We start from the raw sequence: 21255 nt of genomic DNA on the forward strand, positions 1-21255 counted from the left end.
GTCCGGCGGCGTCCCGTCCAACCTGTCCCTGTTCTTCGGCTCGAACCAGGGCAGCAGCCTGACGGACACCATCGGTCCGGCGGCGTCCCGTCCAACCTGTCCCTGTTCTTCGGCTCGAACCAGGGCAGCAGCCTGACGGACACCATCGACCTCGCGGACCAGGCCCTGCGCAGCCAGAACTCCGCGATGGACAAACTCACCCAACAGAGCGCCACCAACGTCAACGCGCAGGCCCGGCTGGCCGCCGTCGAGGCTGAAATCACCGACCTCAAGGCCAAAGCCGACGCCGCACTGGCCCGGGAAAAGGCCGCCCGGGACGAGGCCGCAGCCAAGAAGGCCGCCGTGGACAAGCTGATCGCCGACACCACCCGGCTCGACGCCCAACTCCAGGCCGCCAAGCCCGGCATCCAGAACCAGCTCGCCCAGGTCAAGGCCCAACAGGACGCCGTCGCCGCCGAGATCGCCGAACGCGACCGGAAGCTGCGTGAGGCCTGGCTGGCCGAGCAGCGGCGCATTGCCGAGGCCGCGGCGGCCGCCGCCCGGGCGCAGGGACAGGCGGTCCAGCCGTATGTCCCGCCGGCCCAGGGCTCGCCGTCGGCCTTCGGGCTGCAGCACCCGTTCCCCGGCAATATTCCGATCACCTCCGGGTTCGGCTGGCGGGCGACGCCGCCGGGCACCATCGACTTCTACGGCCAGGGCGGCTACATGCACACCGGCATCGATTTCGGTGCCGCCTGCGGCACGCCCGTCTACGCCGCGGCTGCCGGCACCGTCTTCTCGGCCGGCTGGGCCAACGACGGCGGCGGCAACAACGTGAAGATCTCCCACGGGGTGGTCCAGGGCAACTCGCTGACCACGATTTACTACCACAACACTTCCGTGGCGGTCTCGGTCGGCCAGCACGTCAACCAGGGACAGCTGATCGCCTATTCAGGCACCACCGGMAACTCCACCGGCTGYCACGCGCACTTCGAGACCTGGCTCAAYGGCCGGGCCGTGGACCCGATGAACCTGCTGTAGTCCGGCCCGGGCCATCCGCTGAGGCGGGCGCACTGCCGTAAACTGGAAAGACTCCGCACCACCTGGCCGGAGTGAACCACCAACAAACCGAGGAGTCCTACCGTGCCCAAAGAAAGTGGCCGTAAGGTAGTGGCCACCAACCGCAAGGCCCGGCACGACTATCACGTCCTTGACACCTATGAGGCCGGCATCGCGCTGATGGGCACGGAAGTGAAGTCCCTGCGCGAGGGCCATGCCTCGATGGTGGACGGCTTCTGCACGTTCTACAACGACGAGCTGTGGATGGAGGGCATCCACATCCCCGAGTATCACCAGGGGAGCTGGACGAACCACGCCGCACGCCGCCGCCGCAAGCTGCTGCTGCACCGCGAAGAGCTCACGAAGATCTCGCACAAAATCCGCGAGTCGGGCTTCACGATCGTGCCGCTGCAGCTGTACTTCGTGGACGGCCGCGCGAAGGTCGAAATCGGCGTCGCCCGCGGCAAGAAGGAATACGACAAGCGCCAGACGCTTCGCGAGCAGCAGGACAAGCGCGAGGCCCAGCGCGTCATGCGCGAACGCAACCGCCGCTAGCGCGCCGCAGGCTGTCACGGTCCCCGGGAATGTTTCCCGGAGGCGGTGCGTTATGATTGGTAGTCCGGGAAGGATCCGAAAGTATCCGGTCCGGGTTTGATAAAAAAATACGGGGATGATCGGTTTCGACGATGTTAGTCGCGACAGGTGAAGCGGGCCGAGGATGCAGAATTATCTCGTAAACGCTGTCTGCAAACCAATAAGTGCCGAATCAAAACGCACTGACTTCGCTCTCGCTGCCTAAGCAGTAAGACAGTCCGTCAGCCCGAGGTTGCTATTGCCCCGGATCCTGGCGTCATTTAGATAGCCACTGCTGTTTACCTCCGTCATCGGGGTAAACGGGACTCTTAGATGACTGGGCCCGGATCAGCCAGCTGTTTGCAGCATGGCTGGGGCCGAGAAAATCCAACGCAAACTGCGCCCGGAGAAGCCCTGACAACACGACATCGGACGGGGGTTCAATTCCCCCCATCTCCACATAGGGGCCCGGCAACGGCGCTCCACCCCGTATTGGGTTCACGAAACTCCCCGCCGGCTTCTGTCGGCGGGGAGTTTTGTGCTTAAGGCCAAAGAGGAGGGAAGCGTCTTCCGACACTTCCCTCCTCCTTCCAGTTGTTTGGCACTACATGCCGAGGATCTTCGCCTTCTGGACGCCAAACTCTTGTTCCGTGAGAATCCCTTGATCCTTCAGCGCCCCGAGCTGCTTGAGCTGTTCGAGGGCTTCGTTTGAGATGCCGCCGGCAGCCGGGGGAGGGGGTGGTGGCTGCTGGTAGACCGGCTGCTGGTAGGCCTGCGGCGGTGGTTCCTGCTGGGCCATCTGCGAATCGTAGGCCTCCTGCTGCTTGGCCGCGGTCGCGGCGTCCTTCTCGGCAAACTTGTTGGCCTGGCGGCGCTGGACCCGGCCGCTGACTGCACTAGCCGTTCCGGCAACGACTGCCGTCCGTGCCACACCCCTAAGAAGTCCCATAATTCTCTTCCTCTCACATCTCTTGTTCTGCGTCAGGTCTCAGGCGTCGGCAACCGGAGGTGCGGCGGCGTCAAGTGCATCAAGTGCTTCCATCACGTCCGGAGCAGGGATCCGCGTGCTCGCGATGAGTTCGCCCCCGCTGTCCCGAACGGCCGCCACGAACGGTGCCGCCCAGGTGTTCTCGTAGACGATCAGCGCGGCCACCGTCCCGGGGAGCAGCGCGGCCGAGGCTTCGGCGATGTCATCGTCGCCCAAAAGCCCGGTCCGGGCCCCCTCGAAGTAGGAGAACCCCGCCGCGGGACCGCCTGGGTCGGTGAGTTCGAGCACCTCGACAGATCCGTCGTCATTCTTCATGATGACGAGGAGATCGAAGAGGCGGATCACGCCCTGCTCGACGAGCTTAACGAGTTCCTCACTCGCCCGTCCCGTCAGTCCCGATACGGGGAACTCCAGGAGTACGAAGTCGACCGGCCCGTGGGCCTCAGTCTCCGGTGTGGTTGTCACTGGTATTCCTCCGGTCTGTGTCGAGCACGCTGTCTGGCGCACTGGTCTTAGTGTGGGCGGTCCCCGCCGGGCCGTCACCACCCGCGTCGAATGATTCCGATGGGCCCCGCGCCGCTCAACGGTTGGAACTGCCCCGCGGACATGGCCCCGGAATAGGACCTCTCGGTCGGATCCCGAGACCACTCAACCGCCAACGGGAGATTGTCACATCATCCATTTCGGGTGAGCCCCCAGCCCGACGGGACGTGTCAGGGCACCACGACAAGAGGCCGGAAGCAACGGCTTCCGGCCTCTCGATTTTTCAGCGCTTCTTGATGTGTGCCACTGGGTCGGTGTGGGCATCAACGATGTGTTTCGCCTTTTTCTCTGCCCGTTTTTCCTTGATGGTTTTAACCGACTTCTTCGACACGCTCTGGTGCGGCGTCTTGTCAGGCATGGTGCTCTCCCTCACGGCAGGGGCCAGGGGTAGCCCCGTCTTTTAAGCTACGCCTCGGGAACGGCGGCGTCCACGATCCCTGCGAAACGGCTGCCGACGCCGTCGTACACACTGCGCACGAGCCCGGGCCCGAGCACCGGGATCTCGCGTGCCTCGTGGTGCGCGCAGCAGACGTACGTGAATTCCGGCCACCATTTTTTGGGCCGGGCCGCTTCGGAGAATCCGCAGACGGCACAGGTGAGCTGGACCCAGACGGGCCGCTTGCCGGTGCGGTTTGCCTTGGACTGGACCAGCCACGCCGGCGGGTTGTCCAGCAGCTCSCCCAGCTCGGCCTCGGACAGCCGGGGCGGGATGCCGTGACGGTGCGCCATTTCCARGGGAATGTCGAGGGTCTGGGCTGCTTCACGTCGGGTAACCATCCTTCAACGATACGGGAACGACGGCGGCCCGAAGCCACCAGGGCGCCCCGGTGTTACCCTCGACACACCGGCGGCGGGCTAAGGTTTTCAGCCCGCGAGGGCAAGCCCAAGCGCGGCGGCCGCGAGCCCCACGAGAAGGTTCGCGCCGATGTTGAGCGCCGCCGCCCGGTACCGCTCTTCGCTGACCAGGCGGACCGTCGCGGTGGTCCATGAGCTGAAGGTGGTCAGGCCGCCGGCGAGACCGGTTGCGATCGCGGCGTGCCAGTCGGTGCCCAGCTCCAGGTGGCCGGTCAGGCCGACGGACCAACCGATGATGAAGGATCCGGCGACGTTGACCGTGAACGTCGCCCAGGGCCAGTGCGGTCGGGAGCCCTGATGGTGCGCAAACCAGGAGTCGACGGCGAACCGCAGGAGTGCTCCCGCCACCCCGCACGCCCCGACCAGGAGCGCGGTCATCATTGGGCACCGCCGCGGAGGTCTGCAATCGCCTTGCCGGTTTTCCAGCCGGCCGCCGCCGCCCCGAGGCCCAGGACCAGCGAGAGCCCGAGGTAGGCCAGCCACGTGGCATGGAAGCCGCCGCGGATCTGCTGGTCAATGGCAATCACCAGCGCCGAAAAGGTGGTGAAGGACCCCAGGAGGCCGGGGCCGATGCCGGCCCGCAGCCAGAAAGCCGTCTGCGGCCGCGCGATCCAGAGGGTGGTCAGGGTGGCCAGAACGAAACTCCCGGAGACATTGATCGCCAACGTGGTCCACGGCACCGCGCCGGCGCTTTCGGGAAAAATCAGGCCGGCGCCGAAACGCAGCTCGGTTCCGATCAGCCCGCCGACGGCGACGGCGGACCAGGCCTTCCACCCCGGCACGCCGGGGCGCGGCACGGCCCGGCGCTCGTCCAGCGCACCCTTCACTCAGCTCTCCGTGACGCTGCAGCCGGCGTGCCCGGCATCGCTGTGGACCCAGAGGGCCGAGGCGACCTCGTCGGCGAAATCGAATTCGCGCGGTGCCGCGGCGGAACCGATCCGCACTACCATGGGGCCACCGAAGGGACGCCGGCCCACCACCTCCACTTCGGCGTCGAGGTCGATGTCCTCTGCGGCGAGATAGCGCAGGAGCTCCGGGTTCTCGTCGCTGATCCGGGTGATCCGGCCGGTGTGGCCGTCGTCGAGTTCGCTCAGGCGGTGGGCGGCGGGCATCAGCACCGAGCCGTCGGCTGCCGGAATGGGATCGCCGTGCGGGTCCCGGGTGGGGTTCCCCAGCTTGGCCGCCATGCGTTCAATAAAGGTGTCCGAGACGGCGTGTTCCAGGAGTTCGGCTTCGTCATGGACCTCGTCCCAGCGGTACCCCAGCTCGCGGACGAGGAAAGTCTCGATCAGCCGGTGCCGCCGGACCATGGACAGGGCGAGCCGGACTCCATCGCTGGTGAGCGTGACGGCGCTGTAGGGCTTGTGGTCCACGAGGCCCTGGTCCTTGAGCTTGCGGACCATTTCCGAAACCGAGGAGTTGGCGACGCCCAGGCGCTGCGCCAGCTGCGTGGAGGTGATGGGCTTGCGCTGCCACTCGGTGAACGAATAGATGACCTTGACGTAGTCCTCGATCGAGGAGGAGGGCGTACTGGTCTTCACAGACCTAAGCCTACCGTCAGCTGCTTCCGGAGAAAGTGAGCCACAGCAGCACCAGGTTGAGAGCCACTACGAGCACCACGCTGATGATGGCGGCGACTCGGAGGGCCGGGCCGTCGGCGAACCGGCCCATCAGGGCTTTGTTGCTGGTCAGCACCACCAGCGGGACCAGGACAAAGGGAATCCCGAAGCTGAGGACCACCTGGCTCAGGACTAGCGCCCAGGTGGGGTCGAAGCCCACCGCCAGCAGCACGACGGCGGGGATGAGGGTCACGACGCGCCGGGCCATGACGGGGATCCGGATCTTGAGCAGGCCCTGCATGATGGTGCCGCCGGCATAGCAGCCCACCGAGGTCGATGCCAGGCCGGAGGCGAGYAGCCCGACCGCGAAGATCACGCCGACGATCGGGCCGAGATTGGCGGTGATGGCGGCGTGCGCGCCCTCGATCGTGTCCGTGCCTTCTTCGCCGCCGAGGGTGGAGGCGGCCAGGAGCAGCATGCCGATGTTGACCAGTCCGGCGATCGCGAGGGCGGCCACGACGTCGAACCGGGTGGCCCGGACCAGACGCGCGATGGCCGCCGGGGGAACATGCAGGTGTTCGTCCGGCCGGTGCCGGTCCCGGGACAGGGCCGAGTGGACGTAGATGGCGTGCGGCATGACGGTGGCCCCGAGCATGCTGGCGGCCAACAGGACGGTGTCCGGGCCCTGGAAACCGGGCATGAGCCCGGCCAGGGCGGCCCCCGGATCGGGCGGGCTGATGAACAGCCCGGCCAGGAAGCCGACTGTGATGATGCCGAGCAGGAACATGATGATGAATTCGAACGGCCGCTGTTTCTGCCGGGCCTGGACCGCGAGCAGGAGCATTGACACGGCGCCGACAATCACGGCGCCAAGGGGGAGGGGCAGGCCGAAAAGCAGGTACAGGGCGATTGCGCCGCCCACCACCTCCGCGAGATCGGTGGCGGCGGCGACAACTTCGGCCTGCACCCAGAAGGCGCGGCGCCAGAACGGCGTGAGCCGTTCACCAAGGATTTCGGGAAGGCTCTTGCCCGTGACGATCCCGAGCTTGGCGGACTGGTACTGGACGAGGACGGCCATGACGTTGGCGGCCACGAGGACCCACACCAGCAGATAGCCGTACTGCGCTCCGGCGGTCAGGTTGGCGGCCACGTTTCCGGGGTCCACGTAGGCGATCGACGCCACGAAGGCCGGTCCCAACAGGCCGATCAGCGCCCTCCGGGCCCCCGGGTGTTTGTAAGTGGGGGCGTCCTGCGCCGGTTGCCCGTGTCCCGTTAGCTCCAGCACTGCCAGCTCCTGTGATTGGCGCGTCGGCGTTGACGCGATGATCGGCGCCGGCCGGAAAACAGCCGGTGTCAAAGTTTCGTGTGCCTATAAGAATTTATTAGGCATACCGAAACAATAAGCCCGGCGGGCGCTGCGTGCAATCCGGGGGAATCCGGGGTGAGCGTGCATCAGGCCCGGAAGGCCCGCCACGTCTGGGTCAGGTAGGGCAGCCGGAGCACCTCGCCCGGCATGTGTCCCAGGTGCTCGTGCAGGTACCAGGCGAGGTTGGCGGTGACCTTGGCCCGGGTGGAGTCCGATGCCGCGAGATAGTAGCTGCGGGACTTGGCCAGCTCCTGGATGTCCTCCGTCGTGACGGAATCCTCCCAGCGCGTCAGGTGGCTCTCCAGCCCGGTGAACTCGGGGCCCACGGCCGGACGGAAGTGTGGTTTGTGGACGTCCCCGGCGTGCATGATCCGGGAGAGCCGGTGCACCCAGGGCACGCTGGTGTCCAGCTGGTTCCAGATCAGGCCCAGCACGCCGTGCGGCCGCAGGATCCGGGCAATCTCGGTGCTTGCCAGGCCGGGGTCGCACCAGTGCCACGCCTGGGCGACCGTGACCAGGTCAAAGGACTCCGGCTCGAGACCGGTGTCCTCGGCGCTGCCCTCGATGGCGGTAACGACCGGCAGGGTCCGGCGCAACTGCCCGAGCATGTCGGCAGAGGGGTCCACGGCCACCGTGCCCAGTCCGCGTTCTGCCAAAAGGGAGGTGAATTTCCCGGTGCCCGCGCCAATGTCCGCGGCGTCCCTGGCTCCCGACGGGACCAGCCAGTCGGCTGACTCCTGCGGATAGCCGGGGCGGACGCGCTCGTAGTGCTCCCCGCCGTCCTGGAAGCTTTGTCCAAGTTCCTGGCGCCGCACGCTGTGCAGCTTCGGTCCGCTGTGCAGTTTCGGTCCGCTGTGCGGCTTGACTCCGCTGTGGAGCCTGGGGCCGGCGCTTGCCACGTGCGATCTCCTTCGGGAAGGTCCTGCTGGTTTCAGATACCTTTCGAATTTACCGCACCCGCGCCGGGCCCTGATCCTGCCTAGTCGAGGGTGCAGGGCGCAGCGCCGGCGGTGCCCGGGGTGTTCGGCGCCCAGTGGGGATAGCTGCGGGTATCGTTGGCCGGCACCCAGCGGCCGGCGTCCACCACGTAATCCCAGCCGAGTCCGTTCTGCCGCAGCTGCTGCAGGCCGGCCAGCAGGCGTTCGGCGTCCTCAAGCCGTGAGCCGAGGCCGAAGCTGGCCCGCAGGGAGCCGGCGGGCAGGCCGAGCCGCTTGAGCAGCGGGTGGGCACAGAAGCGGCCGTCGCGCAGGCCAATGCCGTGTTCGGCTGACAGGTAGGCGGCCACCAGTCCGGCGTCGTAGCCTTCCACGGAAAAGTTCACGACGCCGATCGTGCCGGTGTCCGGCTGATCGCCTCCAGTGGAAGAAGCGGAGGAAGAATCGGAAGCCGAATCGGCAAAGATCCGGTGCACGGTTACTCCCTCGATGCCCTGGAGGCCCTCGACGAGGAAGGACCGGATGGCGTCCTCGTGGGCCTGCCACTGCTCCGGGTCCAGGGCCGCAATGACCTGGGTGGCGCGGGCGAGGGCCGCCGCACCGAGGACGTTCGGCGAGCCGCCCTCGTGCCGGGCAGGTCCCGTGGTCCAGCTGACGGAGTCGAGCCGGGCATCGCGGACCGCGCCGCCGCCGGCCAGGTGCGGGGTGCCGGCGTCGAGCCAGTCCGTCCGCCCCACCAGCACGCCGGCGCCGAACGGGGCGTACAGCTTGTGCCCCGAGAAGGCGAGGTAATCGACGTCGTCCGCGGCGATATTGATCCGCCGGTGCGGGGCGAGCTGCGCGGCGTCGACAACGATCCTGGCGCCGTATTCGTGCGCCAGTGCGGCCAGGGTCCGGATCGGGAGGATCTCTCCGGTGACGTTGGAGGCGCCGGTGACGGCCAACAGGCTGACGCCGCCGCGGGCGAGTTCGTCGCGCAGGCGGTCCACGGTGGCCGCGAGGGTGGCGGCGGCCACGACGCTGCGGTGCGGGACATTCTGCCAGGGCAGGAGGTTGGCGTGGTGTTCGATGTCGAGGTAGAGGACCTCGCCCGCGGGCCGCCCGTCGCGCAGCGGCAGGCAGCCGGCCAGCAGGTTCAGGGAATCGGTGGTGTTGCGCGTGAAGATCACGGAATCGCCGGGCCGGCCGCCCACGAAGTCCCGCACGATGTCCCGGGCGTTCTCGTAGACGGAGGTGCTGATCTGCGATGCGTAGCCGGCCCCGCGGTGCACGCTTGCGTAGTACGGCAGGATTTCGTTCAGGTAGGCCGAGACCACGGACAGGGCCGGGGCGGAGGCGCCGTAGTCGAGGTTGGCGTAGCGCGCGTGGCCGCCGGTGATCAGCGGGGCCTGGATTTCGGCCCCGGTGACGGCTGCCAGCGGGCGGGCCGCGAGGGCAAGCCGTGCATGGAATTCAGGGGCAACGGGGAAAATGGCAGTTGTCATGGGACCTCACTCGAACAGGACCCCACACCGTGGGAATCCGCGCTTGCCGGGTCCGTTCCGGACCGGCCAGGTCGTCACCCGGGGCACCCCACCGCGACTGGAGGGTTGCCGGCCAGCAAACCGGGGTTTAGCGCTGGCACTCGTGACCTGCATCGAGCGTAGGACATCGGCGCAGCCGGGGAAAAGGCGGCCGCCGATTGTGAAGCGGATTATTACGGGCGCGGATCAGTTGTTCGGGTGGGCCTGAAAGAGGTCGTCGAGTCCGGGGTTGAGCCGCTTGAGCACTTCCGAGTGCAGGATCGAATTGGTGGCCAGGGCGTTGCCGCCGAAGGGGCCGTCCTCGCCTTCGAGCGAGGTGAAGCGGCCGCYGGCCTCGGTCACGATGGGCACCAGGGCGGCCATGTCATAGAGGTTCAGCTCGGGTTCGCAGGCGATGTCCACGGCGCCCTCGGCCACGAGGCAGTACGACCAGAAGTCACCGTAGGCGCGGGTCCGCCACACTTCCTCGGTCAGGCCCAGGAACTCGTCCAGGTTCCCGCGTTCCTTCCAGCCGCCAAGGCTGGAGTAGGACAGCGAGGCGTCCTCTAGATTGGAGACGTTGGATACCTTCAACCGTGTGGCGGCGGCGAGCGAGCGGCCCGTGTAGGCGCCCGCACCCTTGGCGGCCCACCAGCGCTTGCCCAGTGCCGGCGCGCTGACGACGCCGACCACCGGCTCGCCYTCRTCGACGAGGGCGATCAGCGTGGCCCAGACCGGGACGCCACGGACAAAGTTCTTCGTGCCGTCGATCGGGTCGATAATCCACCGGCGGGAACCGTGGCCCGAGCTGCCGAACTCTTCGCCCAGGACCGCGTCACGCGGACGTGACCGGGAGAGCTGGCCGCGGATGGCCTCTTCCGCGGACTTGTCGGCATCGGTGACGGGTGTGAGGTCGGGCTTCGTCTCGATCCGAAGGTCGAGCGCCTTGAAGCGGCTCATGGTCTGGGAATCGACCGAATCTGCCAGTACATGGGCAAGGCGCAGGTCATCGTTGTAGCTCGAAGCGGGTTGACTCATGGTTCCAAACTACCGTCAAACCGGGCCGCCGGGCGGGAGGCCGCGGCACGGCGCCGCCGCCCCGTTGCCGGTCCGGCTAGGAGACGGTGCCCAGTTCCTTGGTTTCCTGCGCTTCCATCCGCGGGTCCGTGCCCAGCAGCCGGCGCAGGGACGCGAGCCTGGCCGGTCCCGAGGGCCCCGCGTGCCCGGCCGCAACCCACTTGTCTACGCCGCAGTTGACGGCGGTGGAGTCATGCTTGCAGCCGCGTTCGCAATCATCGGTGCCGGGTTCCAGGTCCGGGAAGGAACGCAGGATCCGGTCCGGGTCCACGTGGGCCAGGCCGAAGGACCGGATGCCGGGGGTGTCGATGATCCAGCTGCCGGCCGGGGCATCGTTGACTTTGAGCGCCAGTGCCGAGGAGGACGTGTGGCGGCCGCGGCCGGTTACCGCGTTCACGCCTCCCGTGGCCCGCTCGGCCCCGGTCAGGGCGTTGACCATGGTGGACTTGCCGACGCCGGAATGGCCCAGCATCACGGTGACCTTGCCGTCGAGGTAGTCGCGCAGCTGGGATACCGCGTCCTTGTCGAGCCGGGCGGAGAGCCCGTCGTCGGAGCGGGCGTCGATGCCGGAAGCGGCGGAGTCGGCGGTCTTGGAGATGATGACGGGGAAGTCGAGGTGCTGGTAGTTGGACAGCAGCTCGGCGGGATCCTTGACGTCTGCCTTGGTGACGAGCAGCAGCGGCTCAATGCCGGCGTCGTATGCGGCCACCAGCGCGCGGTCGATGAAACCGGTCCGCGGCTCGGGGTTGGCGGCGGCGACCACCACCACCAGCTGGTCGGCGTTGGCCRCGACGGCACGTTCGATCGGGTCCGTGTCGTCGGCGCTGCGGCGCAGCAGCGTCTTGCGGTCCTGGATCCTGACCAGCCGCGCCAGGGTGTCGGGCTCGCCGGTGACATCCCCGACCAGGGAGACGAAGTCGCCGGCAACCACCGGGTTGCGGCGCAGTTCCCGGGCCCGGGCAGCGATGATCTTGCGTTCGTCCGCGGTCCCCTCGCCGACGACGGCGGTGTAGCGGCCGCGGTCAACGGTGATGATGCGTCCGGTGACGGCGTCATCGTAGCTGGGCCGGTCCTTGGTGCGGGGCCGTGTGCCCTTCTTGTTCGGCCGGATCCGGACGTCGGACTCGTCCCAGGAATCAGTGCTGCGTGCCACCGGCGGTGTCCTCATCTGCGGCGGGTCCCTGGGCCAGCATCGCTTCCCAGAGTTGCGGGAAATCGGGCATGGTCTTGGCCGTGGTTGCGATGTCCTCGACTTCCACGCCGGCTACGGCAAGGCCGAGGATGGCGCCGGCGGTTGCCATGCGGTGGTCCGCGTAGCTGTGCACCACACCGCCGTGCAGCGCGGCCGGGCGGATGATGAGGCCGTCGGGGGTTTCTTCGGCGTCGCCGCCGAGGCGGTTGATTTCGGCGACGAGGGCGGCGAGCCGGTCCGTTTCATGGCCGCGGAGGTGGGCGATGCCGCCCAGCCGTGAGGGGCCGGTGGCGAGGGCGCACAGCGCGGCAACGGTGGGGGCGAGTTCGCTGGTTTCGTCGAAGTCGCCGCCCTTGATCTCCGGGCCCCCGCTGACGGTCAGGGTGCCGCCGTCAACCGTCACCGTGGCGCCCATAGCGGTCAGGATTCCGCGCCATAGATCACCCACCTGGGTGGTTTCTGCAGGCCAGTTCGGGATCCGCACGGTGCCGCCGGTGGCCAGGGCCGCCGCGAGGAAGGGTCCGGCGTTCGAGAGGTCCTGCTCGATCCGGACGTCGAAGGCGCGGATCGGGCCGGGGGAGACAACCCAGTGGTTCGGCACCGAGTCGTCGACCGCCACGCCCGCGCCGCGCAGCACGGCCACGGTCATGTTGATGTGGTCCAGGCTCGGCACGGGCTTGCCGACGTGCTCCAGGTGGAGTCCCTCGGTGAAGCGCGCCCCGGCCAGCAGCAGGGCGGAGACGAACTGGGACGAAGCGCTGGCATCGATGACCAGGTGGCCGCCGCGCACCTCGCCCGAGCCGTGCACCGTGAACGGCAACGACGACGCCGGACCGCCGTCAGGTGCGGTGACTGCCACACCCAGGCCGGCGAGGGCCTCGATAATGGTGCCCATGGGGCGTTTGCGGGCGTGCGGGTCGCCGTCGAAACGGGACTCACCGCGGCGCAGCGCGGCCACCGGCGGGACAAAGCGCATGACCGTGCCGGCCAGGCCGCAGTCGATCTCCGTGTCAGCCGCCGCGGTGTCCATGCTGATCGGGACGATTTCCAGGTCGGGGCCGAAGGCGCCGTCGCCGGGCACTTCCGTGACGGTGGCCCCCAACTGCCGCAGGGCCTCAATCATCAGCGCGGAATCCCGGGAGTGCAGGGGAGCCCGCAGCCGGGAAGGTCCGTCCGCGAGGGCGGCGAGCACGAGGTACCGGTTGGTCAGGGACTTGGATCCGGGAACCGTGACAGTGGCATCGACCGGCCGGGCGGCGAAGGGGGCGGCCCAGTGCGGACCGGCGTCGGCTGCATGGGCGCCGGCAGGGTGGGACGGGGCAGCTGCAGAGGGGGTGGTGCCAGTCATTACCGTCTTAAGCCCCGGCAGAGTGGTCTACGGCCTTGCGGACGACTTTGTCGGCCTTCTTCAGCTGCTTGTTGGTGGTCTTGCGGGCATCTGCGGCGAGGTGTCCGGCGCTCTTCTTGGCATCGGCGGCCAGGTGCCCGGCGCGCCAGGCCAGGCTGGGCTTGCCGGCGGTATCGACCGCGGCGAGGAGCACGCCGCCGGTGAGGGAGACGTTTTTCAGGAGCTGTTTGCGGCGGGCGTCGCGGGCTTCCTTCGAGGAGATGTCCGCGCTGCGCCATTCGACGTAGCCGTTCAGGAGCGAAATGACGGCGAGCAGGGTGGCCGCCAGCCGGGCGGACTTGCCGAGGGCGAAGCAGACGCCGGCACCGATCTGGGTGCCGCCGATCACGCGTGCCACGACTTTTTCATTTGGCTGGAACGGCAAGGCGTCGGCCGCACGGCGCAACAGGGGGGACAGCTGGGCCGCAGTGTCATCCGCGTTCTTGAGCTTGTCCATGCCGGCGAGGACGAAACTGGAGGCGAGCATGGGCCGGGCGAGAAAGCGGACAAACGACATGAATTTCCTCCTGGATGGACGAACAGCGGCTTCACTGCGGGAGAACCGGTTCTAGTCTTGCACTTTTGCGGAATATTTGCCCGCAGGACGTGGTTGTGAAAGGCAGATCCCAGCAGGCTAACGAAGGCGGAGATTTGACTCTGGTCAAAGACAGGGCGGAACCGGAAGCCGGTTCCGGTCAACCATGGACCCTCGCGCTTCCGGCGGTTCCGGGTGCCCGGCGGAAGGTGACAGTAGACTTGAACGCAATGAGCACCATGGACCCGGCCGTTGCGGCCATGCACGAGGTTGCCGGAAACGACGCCACGCCCACCAAGACACCTGATGCAGGCACACCCGCCGCTTTGGAGACCGAGGTGGACGGGAAGCCCCTTGATGTCTCCACCGAGTCCGCGGAAGAGCGCCGGGTGCGCTTTGAGCGTGACGCCATGCAGTACGTGGACCAGCTGTATTCGGCGGCCATGAGGATGGCCCGGAACCCCTCCGACGCCGAGGACCTGGTCCAGGAGGCGTATACGAAGGCGTTTTCCGCGTTCCACCAGTACAAGCCCGGAACCAATCTGAAGGCCTGGCTGTACCGCATCCTCACCAACACGTACATCAACCTGTACCGGAAGCGTCAGCGCGAGCCGCTGCAGTCGAATTCGGACACCATTGAGGACTGGCAGCTGGCCCGCGCCGAGTCGCATACGTCCTCGGGACTGCGTTCGGCGGAGGCTGAGGCCCTGGACCACCTGCCCGACTCGGATGTGAAGCGCGCCCTCCAGTCGATTCCGGAGGAATTCCGGCTGGCCGTGTACTTCGCCGACGTCGAGGGTTTCGCGTACAAGGAAATTTCGGACATCATGAACACCCCCATCGGGACCGTCATGTCGCGGCTGCACCGCGGCCGGAAGATGCTGCGGGACATGCTGGCGGACTATGCCGCCGAACGAGGATTCAGGGCCGCCACCGAGTCAAGCGCCGCGGCCGACAGCAACAAACAGGAGAACAGGAAATGAGCGACTGCCAGGGACTGGGCGATTGCGATGACGCCCGGATGCAACGTATCTATGAATATCTGGATGGTGCGCTCACGCGTGCAGACATCGCAGAGATCAAGGACCACCTGGACAGTTGCCCGGAGTGCCTGGAGCAGTATGACCTCGAATGTGTCATCCGCGTGATGGTCAAGCGTTCGTGTACCGAAGCAGCTCCGGAAAACCTCAAGAACTCCATCCTGGACCGGATTCACTCGATCCGGACTGTGGAAGCCTGAGCCGGACTGTGGAAGCCTGAGCCGACATAAGCGAATGACCCCGGAATCCGTGAGGATTCCGGGGTCATTCGTTTAAAGCTGTCATTCCAAGCTTTGCTTAGGCGTTGGGGCGCTTACCGTGGTTCGCGCCGCCACGCTTACGGTCACGACGTTTACGTGCACGTTTGCTCATAGCTGGCCTCCTTAATCTTGGTACTCAAAAGAGCTGCCCTCAAGTCTCCCACATCGCGGCACCCGCCGCGAACCGGAGGCCCGTGCTACAAGCCGCGGCCGGTCCGGCCCGGCCTCAGCCCTCCAACGAATTTCGGATCGAGATCCGGGCCTGGTCCAGCACGGTCCTGACCGTTTCGAGCGTGACGGCGGTAACCGGACGGCTCCCGGCATGACGCCGCAGTTCCACCCGCATGTCGTCGCGGAACGCCTGCACCAGTATTTCCGCCTCCTTCAGCCGCCGTTCGCCCTCCGGGGAGTACCACGGGCTTCCCGCGGCGCCGGCAGTGCCCGTCCCGCCGGCAGAACCGGCGGCGCGGGCCGAGGTCCGGGCCGCCTCGGCCGTGGCCGCAAGGTCGGCCCGGAGGCCGCGCATGTTGACGCGGATGTCCTGGCGCAGGTTGTCGGCGAGCCGGCGGACCGACGCCGAGATGTCGTTCTCGACGCCGGCGAGTTCGTCCCGCCGGCGGTTCAGTTCCGTGAGGCCGGCCGGAGTGATGCTGTAGTTGGTGCGGCGGCCTTCCGTGCGGGTGGCGACGAGCCCTTCCTCTTCAAGCTTGCCCAGGCGCGGGTAAATGGTTCCGGCACTGGGGGAGTACGTTCCGCCGAAACGCTCGCTGAGCGCCTTGATCAGCTCGTAGCCGTGCTTGGGGCCCGATTCGAGCAGGGCGAGCAGGTACAGCCGCAGCGCCCCGTGGGCGAAGACGGGAGGCATCAGAGGGCCGTTTCGGTGTCCGGGCTGGGCTGGCCGTGGAAGAGCGACGTCTTTCCCGAGACCGAGTTGGTCCGGACCAGCATCAGCTTGGCGTCTGGTCCCGCGATGGTCTGCACCGTGCCGCCGGGCTGGACGTACCTCGTGTCATCGATGACCACCGCGCCGCTGGCGGACTTGGCAACGATGTCCACCCCGACGTCGTGCGGCAGCCGGATGGTGACGTCGCCGGAGACCGAATTGGCGCCAAAGTCATGGGTGAAGCCGTGCAGGTCGAAGTTCAGGTCGCCGCTGACGGTGTTCGCCCGGATGTTGCTGAATTCGCCCGAGGCCGTCACTTCGCCGGAGACGCTCTTGGCGGTCAGGACGCCGTGGTGGTTGCGGGCAATCACCTCGCCGCTGACCGTGTTGACGGACAGGTTCCCGGCGGTGCCGTCGGCCAGTACGGACCCCGAGACGGTGTTGAGCCGGGTGTGGCCGCTGAGCCCGGAAACCATGCCGTCGCCGCTCACCGTCCCGGCCTCGACCTCGACGCCGGCCGGCAGGGCGATGCTGATGACCACCGAGTTGCTGCTGCCGTTGTTGACGGTGCTCATCAGGTTCTTGAACCAGCCCTGCGGGCCGTGCAGCTGGTGGCGGACCTCCAGGCGGCCGTTGACGATCGAAACCGACAGCGGATCGCCTTCGATTTCCGAGACCTCGATCCTGGCAACGTCCTCGTCATGGGTGACGATGTCGAAGCGGCCGCGGACAATCCCGAGTTTGAGGGAGTGGACGCCGTCGACGTCGATGGTCYGCGGGCCGGTCACGGTCCACGTGTTCTCTGACATGGTTCCTCCGGAAAAGGCGAAAGGGCTGGGGCAACTAACGATATATCGCGACTATGAAGTCACGATATATCGCGCTTACCGGCAGGTCAAGATATATCGCGAAATCCCTGGAGGGTGTCATCCCGGCGCGGCCGGTTGCCTGCTTGCCCGCCTATTCCGGGGTGTCCAGGCCCAGCCACTGGAACCAGCCGCGGTGCAGCACGAGCCAGGCCATGAGGCCATAGCCGGCCTGGCCGGGCGTGCCGCCGTTGGCCGCGAGGTCCTGGCGCCACTGCTCGTGGTTCAGCAGCGGCGAGAACGTGTCGACATAGAGGTGCTTCCGGCGCGTCGTGACGTCGGCGAAGGCGGTGTTGAGCTCGCCGAGCCTGCGGTTCTGTGCGGGGTCGAGCGTGGGCGGCGGGCCCACGACGAAGACCTCGATCTTGTTCTGGGAGGCGGAGTCCAGGATGTTGGCCAGGTTCAGGCGGCTGCGGGCCGTGGACAGGCCGAACTCAATGTCGCGTCCTGACAGGCCGATCACCAGGCGGTTTTCGTGGTGGTTGCCGAATCGTCGGCCCGCCTCCTCGAGCCAGCGGGCCGCAATGCCTTCGGTGCCCTCTTCAGGGCATGGCAGGGAGTAGCACTCCAGGGCGACGCTGTCCTGCGGCGTGCGGGCCAGGACCCGGCCCAGCCAGCCCAAGGCGCGCGGATCACCAAGCCCGGCCAACAGCTCGTCCCCAACGGCTGCGATCCGCAGCTTCCGATCTTCCACGACTACCTCTTCACTTCAACGCTGTCCATCAAGCTGACCACTAATAGTCCATTAAACAGAACCGCCCGGCCGGAGTGTTGTTGTTTCAGTCTCCGGCCGGGCAGCAATGCCGCTATTTACGAGCGAATGCCTGCTTGAGCAGGGCGTCCTGTTCTGCCGCGTGGCGCTTCATCGACCCTGCCGCGGTGGAGGCCGAGGCGGGGCGGGAGATGAGGCGGACCCGGCGGTCCAGGGCGTCCGGCAGGTTCAGGCCGATGAACGGCCACGGACCCTGGTTGGCCGGTTCGTCCTGCGCCCAGACCACTTCGGCGTTCGGGTATTTGGCCAGCTCCGCGGCGATCTCGTCGGCCGGCAGCGGGTACAGCTGCTCGACGCGGACAATCGCCGTGGTCTTGTTCTCGGTCTTCTGCCGGGTGGACAGCAGATCGTAGTACAGGCGCCCGGAGACCAGCAGCACGCGTTCGACGGCGTCGGCCTGCAGCTGCGCGTGTTCCGGAATGACCGGGCGGAACGAGCCGGTGGTGAAGTCCTCCACGGAGGACGCTGCGGCCTTGAGGCGGAGCAGCTGCTTGGGCGTGAAGATGATGAGCGGCTTGCGCGGCCTGCTGTACGCCTGGCGGCGCAGCAGGTGGAAGTGCGAGGCCGACGTCGTGGGGTTGGCGACGATCATGTTCTCTTCGGCGCACATCTGCAGGAAGCGCTCGATGCGGGCGGAGGAGTGGTCCGGACCCTGGCCCTCGTAGCCGTGCGGCAGCATGAGGACCAGCGAGAACCGCTGGCCCCATTTCTGCTCGGCCGAGGAGATGAACTCATCGATGATGGTCTGCGCGCCGTTGACGAAGTCACCGAACTGCGCTTCCCAGAGCACCAACGCATCCGGGCGTTCCACCGAGTACCCGTATTCGAAGCCCATGGCGGCGTATTCGGAGAGCAGTGAATCGTAGATCCACAGCTTCGCCTGGTCATCCGAGAGGTGGGACAGCGGAAGCCACTCGTCGCCGTTGGCGCGGTCGTGGAAGACGGCGTGGCGCTGCACGAAGGTGCCGCGGCGCGAGTCCTGGCCGGCGAGCCGGACGGGGACGCCTTCCATGATGAGCGAACCGAACGCGGCCAGTTCACCGAAGCCCCAGTCGATGCCGCCTTCACGGGACATCGCCTCACGCTTCTCCAGCAGCTGCTTGAGCTTGGCGTGGACGGTGAAGCCGTCCGGGATATCGGTGTGGGCCTTGCCGATGCGGGCCAGGGTCTCCGCGGAGATCGCGGTGGATACCGGCGCGCTGACGCCGGAATCGGACTGCTGGGCCATCGGGCGTTCCAGGTCCGACACCGCGGCCGAATCGGCCGTGATGATCGGGATCGGGGACGTCTGGGCCGCGTGGGTTTCCGCGAAGACGCGTTCCAGGCGTTCCTGGTAGTCCCGCAGCAGCTGCTCGGCTTCTTCCTCGGTGATGTCACCGCGGCCGATCAGTGATTCGGTGTACAGCTTGCGGACCGAGCGCTTGGCCTCGATCAGGTTGTACATCAGCGGCTGGGTCATCGAGGGGTCATCGCCCTCGTTGTGGCCGCGACGGCGGTAGCAGACCATGTCGATGACAACGTCCTTGTGGAAACGCTGACGGAACTCGTAGGCAAGCTGCCCGATGCGGACCACGGCCTCCGGGTCGTCGCCGTTCACGTGGAACACCGGTGCCTGGATCATCTTGGCGACGTCCGTGGAGTACGTGGAGGAACGCGAGGACGACGGTGCGGTGGTGAAGCCGACCTGGTTGTTGACCACGATGTGGATGGTGCCGCCGGTGCGGTACCCGCGCAGCTGGGAGAGGTTCAGCGTTTCCGCGACCACACCCTGGCCCGCGAAGGCGGCGTCGCCGTGCACCATGATCGGCAGCACGGGGAACGCCTCGCCCTGGTCCAGGCGGTCCTGCTTGGCACGGACGATCCCTTCGAGGACGGAATCGACGGCCTCGAGGTGGGACGGGTTCGCGGCGAGGTAGACCTTGGTCTCCTTGCCGTTGTCCGAGGTGAAGGTGCCCTCGGTGCCCAGGTGGTACTTGACGTCACCGGAGCCCTGCACGGAGCGCGGGTCCTGGGTGCCTTCGAATTCGCGGAAGACCTGCGCGTAAGTCTTGCCCGCGATGTTGGTCAGCACGTTGAGCCGGCCGCGGTGGGCCATGCCGATCGCCACTTCGTCGAGTTCGTCGTCGGCGGCGTCGGAGATGATCGCGTCCAGCAGCGGGATCAGGGACTCGCCGCCCTCGAGCGAGAAGCGCTTCTGGCCGACGAACTTCGTCTGCAGGAAGGTCTCGAAGGCCTCGGCGGCGTTGAGCTTGGAGACGATGCGCAGCTGCTCGTCGCGGCTCGGCTTCGAGTACGGGTGCTCCAGCTGGTCCTGGAACCACTTGCGCTCGGCCGGGTCCTGGATGTGCATGTATTCGATGCCGGCGGTGCGGCAGTAGGCATCACGGAGGACGCCGAGGATGTCGCGGAACTTGAGCATCGGCCTGCCGCCGAAGCCGCCGGTGGGCCACTCGCGGTCCAGGTCCCACAGGGTCAGGCCGTAGGTCAGGACATCGAGGTCCGGGTGCTTGCGCTGGACGTACTCGAGCGGATCGGTGTCCGCCATGAGGTGGCCGCGCACGCGGTAGGCGTGGATCAGCTGCTGGATCCGGGCGACCTTGTTGATCTCGTCGGCCGGGTCCACCTGCAGGTCGGGGCTCCAGCGCACGGGCTCGTAGGGGATACGCAGGGACTCGAAGATCTCGTCGTAGAAGTTCTGCGCGCCCAGCAGCAGCTGGTGCACGAGCTTGAGGAACTCGCCGCTGCCGGCACCCTGGATGACGCGGTGGTCATAGGTGGAGGTCAGCGTGAGGACCTTGCTGATCGCGTTCTGCGCGATGATCTTCTCGCTGGCACCCTGGAACTCGGCCGGTTAGTCCAGTGCGCCGACGCCGATGATGGCGGCCTGGCCCTTGGACAGACGCGGGACCGAGTGGACGGTGCCGATGCCGCCGGGGTTGGTCAGGGACACGGTGGTGCCGGAGTGGTCGTCCGCGGTCAGCTTGCCGTTGCGGGCACGCTTGATCAGGTCCTCGTAGGTGTGCCAGAACTCGGAGAAGTTGAGGGTCTCCGCCTTCTTGATGTTCGGGACCATGAGCAGGCGGGTGCCGTCGGGCTTGGGCATGTCGATCGCGATGCCGAAGTTCACGTGCGCCGGCTGGACAGCCACCGGCTTGCCGTCGATCTCGTCGTAGTAGACGTTCATCGACGGGAACTGGGACAGGGCGCGGATGACGGCGTAGCCGATCAGGTGCGTGAAGGAGACCTTGCCGCCGCGGGCGCGGGCCAGGTTGGAGTTGATGACCACACGGTTGTCGATCAGGAGCTTCGCCGGGATGGCGCGGACGCTCGTGGCGGTCGGCACTTCCAGGCTGGTGACCATGTTAGAGGCGATCGCCTTGGCCGGACCGCGCAGGACCGAGACGACGTCTTCTTCGGGAGCCGTCGGGGCCTTGAGGTTCTTGGGCAGCTGCGCCGGGATCGGCGCGGTGCCGGGGCCGGCGTCGGAAGTCTTGGAGCCGTCCCGGGCGACGGTGGCCGGGGCTTTCTTGGCGGCGGGCGCAGCCGGTGCGGGAGCGGCCGTGGCGGCGGGAGCTGCGGGGGCGGCAGGCGCAGGTGCTGCCGGAGCGGCGGCGGGCGCTACAACGGGAAGTTCACGGGTGGCAGGATGCACAGCTGTCGCGGTGCCGGACGTTCCGTTGGCGGGAGAGGCGTCACTAGCTTCAAAGGATTCGAACAGGGGCCACCACTTGGAGTCGACCGTGTTCTTGTCCTGCTGGTAACGCTCATACAGTTCGTCAACGAGCCACTCGTTTCCGCCAAATTCCTCTGGTAGACGGTGGCTAGGCTGCTCTGGCACTTGAAATACGCCTCTTCCGTGAGTTTGATTCCCTCTGGCTTCCACG

Annotated in this window: 22 protein-coding genes, 1 other RNA gene, 1 pseudogene and 1 riboswitch; of the genes and pseudogenes, 5 read left to right on the forward strand and 19 right to left on the reverse strand. The window is 67.1% G+C overall.

Annotated features, from left to right (window positions below):
• The 3 genes from AC1DHX_RS13780 to ssrA form a co-directional block, all read left to right on the forward strand.
• Positions 1-1020 (forward strand): M23 family metallopeptidase (locus AC1DHX_RS13780; RefSeq protein WP_476900131.1); only part of this gene is annotated, 1020 nt, incomplete at its 5' end.
• Between the two features lie 102 nt (positions 1021-1122).
• Positions 1123-1593 (forward strand): SsrA-binding protein SmpB, encoded by a 471-nt coding sequence (smpB, locus tag AC1DHX_RS13785; protein ID WP_026266743.1) that lies wholly within the window; start codon positions 1123-1125, stop codon positions 1591-1593.
• A 111-nt stretch (positions 1594-1704) separates the two neighbouring features.
• Positions 1705-2073, forward strand: a transfer-messenger RNA (tmRNA) gene (gene ssrA / locus AC1DHX_RS13790).
• 142 nt (positions 2074-2215) lie between these two features.
• Here ssrA and AC1DHX_RS13795 read toward each other — a convergent pair.
• The 14 genes from AC1DHX_RS13795 to AC1DHX_RS13860 form a co-directional block, all read right to left on the reverse strand.
• The gene (locus AC1DHX_RS13795; protein WP_230007703.1) at positions 2216-2560 is read right to left on the reverse strand and encodes an SHOCT domain-containing protein; all 345 of its coding nucleotides are present in this window, start codon (positions 2558-2560) and stop codon (positions 2216-2218) included.
• 39 nt (positions 2561-2599) lie between these two features.
• On the reverse strand, positions 2600-3064 hold the full coding sequence (locus AC1DHX_RS13800; protein ID WP_476858861.1) for a DUF6325 family protein: 465 nt from the start codon (positions 3062-3064) through the stop codon (positions 2600-2602).
• 301 nt (positions 3065-3365) lie between these two features.
• Complete coding sequence (locus AC1DHX_RS13805) at positions 3366-3500, reverse strand: hypothetical protein (protein WP_018775274.1); 135 nt, start codon at positions 3498-3500, stop codon at positions 3366-3368.
• 47 nt (positions 3501-3547) lie between these two features.
• Positions 3548-3919, reverse strand: coding sequence for a hypothetical protein (locus AC1DHX_RS13810; RefSeq protein WP_223916096.1), 372 nt, complete (start codon positions 3917-3919; stop codon positions 3548-3550).
• A gap of 87 nt (positions 3920-4006) precedes the next feature.
• A complete protein-coding gene (locus AC1DHX_RS13815; protein ID WP_476856730.1) occupies positions 4007-4375 on the reverse strand; it encodes a fluoride efflux transporter FluC in 369 nt (122 codons plus the stop codon).
• On the reverse strand, positions 4375-4824 hold the full coding sequence (locus tag AC1DHX_RS13820) for a fluoride efflux transporter FluC (protein WP_476858860.1): 450 nt from the start codon (positions 4822-4824) through the stop codon (positions 4375-4377). The genes AC1DHX_RS13815 and AC1DHX_RS13820 overlap by 1 nt, the downstream gene beginning before the upstream one ends.
• Positions 4825-5538, reverse strand: coding sequence for a metal-dependent transcriptional regulator (locus tag AC1DHX_RS13825; RefSeq protein WP_079553023.1), 714 nt, complete (start codon positions 5536-5538; stop codon positions 4825-4827).
• Positions 5539-5554: 16 nt separating this feature from the next.
• On the reverse strand, positions 5555-6841 hold the full coding sequence (locus AC1DHX_RS13830) for an Nramp family divalent metal transporter (protein WP_476858859.1): 1287 nt from the start codon (positions 6839-6841) through the stop codon (positions 5555-5557).
• A gap of 167 nt (positions 6842-7008) precedes the next feature.
• Positions 7009-7764 (reverse strand): class I SAM-dependent methyltransferase, encoded by a 756-nt coding sequence (locus AC1DHX_RS13835; protein ID WP_476859001.1) that lies wholly within the window; start codon positions 7762-7764, stop codon positions 7009-7011.
• 137 nt (positions 7765-7901) lie between these two features.
• Entirely contained in the window at positions 7902-9341 is a 1440-nt protein-coding gene (locus AC1DHX_RS13840; protein WP_476858858.1) for an aminotransferase class V-fold PLP-dependent enzyme, read from the reverse strand.
• 34 nt (positions 9342-9375) lie between these two features.
• A riboswitch (SAM riboswitch) is annotated at positions 9376-9489 on the reverse strand.
• Between the two features lie 77 nt (positions 9490-9566).
• Positions 9567-10397, reverse strand: a complete 831-nt coding sequence (gene hisN, locus AC1DHX_RS13845; RefSeq protein ID WP_476900132.1) for a histidinol-phosphatase — start codon at positions 10395-10397, stop codon at positions 9567-9569.
• A gap of 76 nt (positions 10398-10473) precedes the next feature.
• Positions 10474-11589, reverse strand: coding sequence for a ribosome small subunit-dependent GTPase A (rsgA, locus tag AC1DHX_RS13850; RefSeq protein WP_476900133.1), 1116 nt, complete (start codon positions 11587-11589; stop codon positions 10474-10476).
• Complete coding sequence (gene aroA / locus AC1DHX_RS13855; RefSeq protein WP_476858857.1) at positions 11573-12976, reverse strand: 3-phosphoshikimate 1-carboxyvinyltransferase; 1404 nt, start codon at positions 12974-12976, stop codon at positions 11573-11575. Before aroA ends, rsgA begins: the two co-directional genes overlap by 17 nt.
• Positions 12977-12983: 7 nt before the next feature.
• Entirely contained in the window at positions 12984-13532 is a 549-nt protein-coding gene (locus tag AC1DHX_RS13860; RefSeq protein ID WP_028277492.1) for a DoxX family protein, read from the reverse strand.
• 248 nt (positions 13533-13780) lie between these two features.
• On the opposite strand from AC1DHX_RS13860, the gene AC1DHX_RS13865 reads away from it, so the two are divergent.
• Positions 13781-14533 (forward strand): sigma-70 family RNA polymerase sigma factor, encoded by a 753-nt coding sequence (locus tag AC1DHX_RS13865; RefSeq protein ID WP_156945176.1) that lies wholly within the window; start codon positions 13781-13783, stop codon positions 14531-14533.
• A complete protein-coding gene (gene rsrA, locus AC1DHX_RS13870; RefSeq protein ID WP_018775287.1) occupies positions 14530-14790 on the forward strand; it encodes a mycothiol system anti-sigma-R factor in 261 nt (86 codons plus the stop codon). Before AC1DHX_RS13865 ends, rsrA begins: the two co-directional genes overlap by 4 nt.
• Positions 14791-14887: 97 nt before the next feature.
• On the opposite strand, the gene AC1DHX_RS13875 is transcribed toward rsrA, so the two are convergent.
• From AC1DHX_RS13875 to AC1DHX_RS13895, 5 genes and pseudogenes are all read right to left on the reverse strand, one after another.
• A complete protein-coding gene (locus AC1DHX_RS13875; RefSeq protein WP_104061284.1) occupies positions 14888-14962 on the reverse strand; it encodes a 50S ribosomal protein bL37 in 75 nt (24 codons plus the stop codon).
• A gap of 114 nt (positions 14963-15076) precedes the next feature.
• The gene (locus tag AC1DHX_RS13880) at positions 15077-15715 is read right to left on the reverse strand and encodes a PadR family transcriptional regulator (protein ID WP_476858856.1); all 639 of its coding nucleotides are present in this window, start codon (positions 15713-15715) and stop codon (positions 15077-15079) included.
• Positions 15715-16542, reverse strand: a complete 828-nt coding sequence (locus AC1DHX_RS13885; RefSeq protein ID WP_476900134.1) for a DUF4097 family beta strand repeat-containing protein — start codon at positions 16540-16542, stop codon at positions 15715-15717. The genes AC1DHX_RS13880 and AC1DHX_RS13885 overlap by 1 nt, the downstream gene beginning before the upstream one ends.
• A gap of 151 nt (positions 16543-16693) precedes the next feature.
• A complete protein-coding gene (locus AC1DHX_RS13890; protein ID WP_079553040.1) occupies positions 16694-17293 on the reverse strand; it encodes a GDSL-type esterase/lipase family protein in 600 nt (199 codons plus the stop codon).
• A 112-nt stretch (positions 17294-17405) separates the two neighbouring features.
• Positions 17406-21209 (reverse strand): annotated as a pseudogene (locus tag AC1DHX_RS13895) (multifunctional oxoglutarate decarboxylase/oxoglutarate dehydrogenase thiamine pyrophosphate-binding subunit/dihydrolipoyllysine-residue succinyltransferase subunit).
• Positions 21210-21255 lie beyond the last annotated feature (46 nt).

The organism is Arthrobacter sp. 05N33_2 (assembly GCF_056397425.1).